Origin of the sequence: uncultured Caballeronia sp. (assembly GCF_964243625.1) — a bacterium.
GTDB lineage: Bacteria > Pseudomonadota > Gammaproteobacteria > Burkholderiales > Burkholderiaceae > Caballeronia.
Genome location: NZ_CAXTGZ010000463.1, coordinates 1 through 4,926, shown reverse-complemented (window position 1 = coordinate 4,926; position 4,926 = coordinate 1). Strand labels below are relative to the sequence as shown.

The window sequence follows — 4,926 nt, the reverse complement described above, 5'->3', positions numbered from 1 at the left end:
GGCGTCCATCCGAGCAATTCACGCGCGTGCTTGCCACGAACCCGGCTGTTCGATCCCAGCCCGTACGACGCCATCTCGTAGCCCCATTCCTTCTTCGCCTCCTCGAGCGGCCAGTCTTGCGGTTCGCCCAGACTCAGCGCCTTGGCCATCGCCCTGGTCATTTCGTGGAACGCCGCTTCGCCGCTTTCCACGAAATAGAACGTGCCCGCCGGGCTCTTTTCCAGCGCGCGAGCATAGAGATCGGCGACATCGTCGATATGCACATTCGACCAGATATTGCGTCCCGGCCCGACATGCCGGACGATGCCGCTTTTCTCCGCCTGGGAAAGCAGGCGCGGCAACTGGACGCTTTTCGCGGTTTTCATGGCGCCGTGACCGTAGATCAGCGTGTTGCACAGCACCGAGGCGCGCACGCCACGGGTGGCTGCGTCGAGCACGAGGTTATCGATGGCTACGCGCGCCGCTTTATCGGCGGTCGGTTCCAGCAGCGTGTCCTCGTGGTAGATCGCATCCGAGCCTTCGCCGCCGGAAGCGTCGCCGACGATGCTCGATCCGCTCGTATGCAGCAACGGCTTGTCCGATCCCGCCAGCCCTTCGATCAACGCTTCCACCGCGCCGCGATGGTCGCTGTTCGCGGCGTTGATGACGCCATCGGCGGCCCTGGCTTCGGCAATCAGCAGATCGCGGTCATCGAGCGTGCCGATCACCGGCTCCACGCCCAGTTGCTTCAGTTCGGCCGCCTGGTCGGCGCGGCGGATCAGCCCGCGAACCTGATGTCCGTTGCGCGCGAGGTGCGCTGCGATCGTTCCGCCGATAAACCCGCTTGCGCCCGTCACAAATACCTTCATGTCCATTCTCCTTTGATGATTCCTGAATCAATGGACCTAGTATCGCTCGGTTCTACTTTCGCAAAAACGGTGTTAGTCTCAAATCAATCTTGACTATGCATCAACAATCGCACGATGAAAACCACCACCGAAGAATTGCTCGCTTTCGTGACCGTGATCGACGCCGGTTCGATCACGGCCGCCGCGGAAGCTTTGCAGCAAACGGTTTCGGGTGTCAGCCGCGCGCTCACGCGGCTCGAAACCAAGCTCGATTCCACGCTGATTCGCCGCACCACGCGCCGGCTCCAGCTTACCGACGAAGGCGAACTCTTCCTTGTGCGCGCCCGGGCCATCCTCGCCGCAATGGAAGACGCCGAGGAATCCATCGCCCGGCAGCGCGAACGGCCGGCGGGGCGCTTGCGGGTGGACGCGGCGTCGCCGTTCATGCTCCATTGCATCGTCCCGCACGTGCAGGCGTTCGCTGCGGCTTATCCCGAAATCGTCCTGGAATTGAGCAGCAACGAGCGGTTTGTCGACTTGATGGAGCAACGCGTGGATATTGCGATCCGGATCGGCGCGCTGCAGGATTCCACGCTGCACGCGCGCTCGCTCGGCAGCAGCCGGTTGCGGATACTCGCGAGTCCTGGATATCTTGCCGAGCACGGCGAGCCGCGAACGGTGGCGGAGTTGAAGGGACATCGGCTGATCGGATTTACCGCGCCCGAGAGCCTGAACGACTGGCCTTTGCTCAGTGACGACGTCCGCTTCAGGATCGTGCCGGACATTGCGGCATCGAGCGGGGAAACCATGCGCCAGCTTGCTCTCGCCGACGGCGGTATCGTATGTCTCGCGTCCTACATGACCCACGCCGATGTCGCGGGCGGGCGCCTTCGGACCGTCATGGACAGCGCGTGGCTCGACGTCAGGCAACCGGTCAGCGCGGTGTTTTACCAGAGCGCGTCGATGGCCGGACGCGCCAAGGCCTTCCTCGATTTTCTTGCGGGACGGTTGGTGCTGTGAGCAGGTGGTCGTATGCTGCCGTCTGACCTTTCTTGATATTTGAGTCTATTCATGCCTATCGAACGAATCAACGCACCGGGCCTTCCGGTTCCCGCCGGCCATTACAGCCATGCCACGCGCGCCGGCAATCTCATCTGCGTTTCCGGCCAGTTGCCGATGCGCCCCGACGGCACGCATACCGGCGACTTGCCGTTCGAAGAGCAGGCGCGGCAAACGCTCGAAAACGTCAGCACGGTGCTGGCCGCGGCCGGCGCGGGTCTGCAGGATGTGATCGAGGTGACTGTCTATCTGGTCGGCGTGGATCACTGGAAGGCGTTCAACGAGATCTACGCGAGCCACTTCGGCGAGTGGAAACCGGCTCGGGCAGTGGTGCCGGTCGGCGCGCTGCATTATGGATATCTGATCGAGATCGCGGCGCGCGCCTGGGTTGAATAGCCGGCAGTGAGTTGGCGCCGCGCGGTATCGCTTTTATCATGGCCGGGTTGTATCAATCACGCGGGTCCATCGAGGGTGACGTCATGATCCAACTCGTGTTGCTGCTGCTGGGCGTCGACTACTTGCGCCGCCGATGGATCACGCTGGCAGTGGCCGGCGGCATCTGGCTCGTGATCGGCGTGCTCGTTTTCATCGATGCCCTCGATGGCGTCCTCTACTTTCCCATTCACTTTTTCGCGTGGCTGTTGCTGATCGAGGGCATCGCAACGCTTGCCGCGGCGGGTACGGGCGTTGGCGGCCAGCGAACACTGCGTTACGTGAAGGGTGCGGCTTTCGTGCTGGCGGCGCTGCTGATCATGGCGGGTCATCATCACGGCAACTTCGTGTTGTCGATGATCTTCGGCACCTTGTTTCTCGCCGATGGCCTGCTGCAATCCGTCTCGGCAGTCGTTGTCCGTTACAGCCGATGGAGGATGGTGCTGGCGCTGGCGATCATCGAAATCCTGCTTGCTGTCTTCTTTTTCCAGCCGTATCCGACGCATTACGTGGGCACGGCACCTTATGCGATCGGGCTTGGACTTGCGTTCGGCGGCTGGAACATGCTGCTGATCGCGTTTCGCGTGCGTCGCATGGAAAGCCTGCCTCCCGAAACCAAAAAGACGCTGGCCCTGTCCGATGACGTCATTACCGATCCTGCCATGGCCGACAAATCGGCAGCCGCGAAAGCCGTGGCGAGTGCGAGTGCCACCGAAGCCGATGCCCCGTTCGAATGGGACGGGCCGCCCGCCGTCGATGAAAAAGCCCTTACCGTGCACGTCTGGACGCCGGTCGGCTCTGCACGGGCGCAGGCAAACCGGCGGCTGATCGTGGACCGCTACATTGCCGCCGTCGATGCCAACGGCGTCATTTCCACCGGCCACGCGGCGCTGGAATCGCCGGAAGGCATTTATATCAGCCTGTATCCGGGGGTCGAGATCGATCGCTCGCCCGACGAGTTTGGCCGCATCCTCCGTGCAACGCGCGAGAACAACGTGCCTGGCGTGTTCCAGCCGGACTACCCGACGGAGTCGACGGCTTGGTGCGAATCCACGACACGCGTGCGTATCCGGAACTATCGACCGGAGCGGCTGAACGCGTTCTGGGAGAAATATCGGGAGGACCCGACTTACAACCTCACTTACCGCAATTGTTCCAGTACCGTCTCCAATGCCCTGGAGGCCGCACTGGAAGGGACGGTAGGAACCTTTCATGGCCGCGACACCGGCTGGCGTTCGTTCCTGCGCCTGCTGGTCACGCCCGAACTCTGGGTCGCGGCGCAGATCCGCAAGCGCGCCGCGACAATGGCGTGGACGCCCGGCCTCACGCTCGATTACGCGCGGGCGTTGAGCATGCTCGCCGATCCGCGCCCGTTCAGCTATCTCAAGATGACACGCCTCGCCGTGCGCAAGATGCTGCGCTCACGGCGTCAGTGGCGACAAGAAACATCCGACGCCGCGGACGCCCGGGCAGGGCGCATGGACGGCACGCGGGCTTCGTAGTGGCTTGTCCGGGGCTTAAGCCGCATCAAGCCAGATCGAGCGCCGCAGTCAGATCACCCAGCGGCGCTTCACCACTTGCCACAAACGCCCGGTCCCTCGCGACCACTCCCTCAAGCGGCACCAGGCCATGCACGCGGGTGATGAAGCGCAAGATCGAATTCGTGTCGTAGACCGTATGGTCGACCAGACCTTTCCTTGCAAACGGCGCGATCACGAGCGCCGGAATGCGCGATCCGGGGCCCCACCGGTCGCCCTTCGGCGGCGCCACATGATCCCACCAGCCGCCGTTTTCATCGTGCGTGATGATGACGACTGTGTTGTCCCACTGCGGCCCGCGCTGAATCCGCTCCACGATATTCGACAGATGCCGGTCGCCCGATTCCACGTCGGCATAACCCGCATGCATGTTCAGGTTGCCCTGCGGCTTGTAGAACGCCACGGGCGGCAGCCGGCCTGCATCGATATCCGCGATGAACTTGTTCGTTGAAGCATCCTCGCCCACGCCGGCGTCGCGCAAGTGCTGGGTGCGTGCAAGCGTGCCCGGTGCGAAGCTGCTGAAATAGTTGAATGGCTGGTGGTGATACTGGAAGTCGGGAAGCATGCCGGTGTCGCGATGCGTGAGCGCGAACTCCCACGCGCCGCCATACCACGCCCAGTCCACCCCTTTGTCCGACAAGCGGTCGCCGATCGTCGCGTAGGTCTGCGGCGGCAACACTTTGTGATTCGAGGGATCGGCGAGCGTCGGATCGCCGCCTTCCGCGGGCCTGACGTTGCTCGGCTGATAGGGCGGCGCCATGGTGTTGACCGCGTAGCCGTCGGCCGTGAGCGCGCCGTCGTTCACATACGAGGGTGGTCCGTCGAGCGCCGAGGCCGGCGAGTCGGGCGCGAGTTTGAGCCGCGTACCTAGCGGATCGTCACCGTCGAGCACGGACAGCAGCTTTTTCGCCGGCCCGTTGTGCGCATCGGGATATCGCGGCGCCTGACCCGAAATCAGGAAGATGTGATTGAGCCAGGAGCCGCCGAAAGCCGCCATGAAGAAGTTGTCGCAGAGCACGTTCTGCTGCGCGATGCTCCAGAGTTTCAGCGACTCCGCCGAGTTGCGGTAA

5 protein-coding genes are annotated in these 4,926 nt (G+C 63.2%); 3 read left to right on the top strand and 2 right to left on the bottom strand.

What is annotated here, in order from left to right; translation table 11 throughout:
- On the bottom strand, nucleotides 1-848 hold an 848-nt coding region (locus ACFFAR_RS24745; protein WP_174365580.1), incomplete at its 3' end, for an NAD-dependent epimerase/dehydratase family protein.
- A gap of 114 nt (nucleotides 849-962) precedes the next feature.
- On the opposite strand from ACFFAR_RS24745, the gene ACFFAR_RS24740 reads away from it, so the two are divergent.
- The 3 genes from ACFFAR_RS24740 (at nucleotide 963) to ACFFAR_RS24730 (ending at nucleotide 3,820) form a co-directional block, all read left to right on the top strand.
- Complete coding sequence (locus ACFFAR_RS24740; RefSeq protein WP_062172376.1) at nucleotides 963-1,847, top strand: LysR family transcriptional regulator; 885 nt, start codon at nucleotides 963-965, stop codon at nucleotides 1,845-1,847.
- A 51-nt stretch (nucleotides 1,848-1,898) separates the two neighbouring features.
- Nucleotides 1,899-2,282: a RidA family protein gene (locus tag ACFFAR_RS24735; RefSeq protein WP_062172377.1), complete on the top strand. Its 384-nt coding sequence runs from the start codon at nucleotides 1,899-1,901 to the stop codon at nucleotides 2,280-2,282.
- An 83-nt stretch (nucleotides 2,283-2,365) separates the two neighbouring features.
- Complete coding sequence (locus ACFFAR_RS24730) at nucleotides 2,366-3,820, top strand: HdeD family acid-resistance protein (protein ID WP_375508628.1); 1,455 nt, start codon at nucleotides 2,366-2,368, stop codon at nucleotides 3,818-3,820.
- 25 nt (nucleotides 3,821-3,845) lie between these two features.
- On the opposite strand, the gene acpA is transcribed toward ACFFAR_RS24730, so the two are convergent.
- The coding region (gene acpA, locus ACFFAR_RS24725) for an acid phosphatase (protein WP_174365619.1) at nucleotides 3,846-4,926 on the bottom strand (1,081 nt) is incomplete at its 5' end.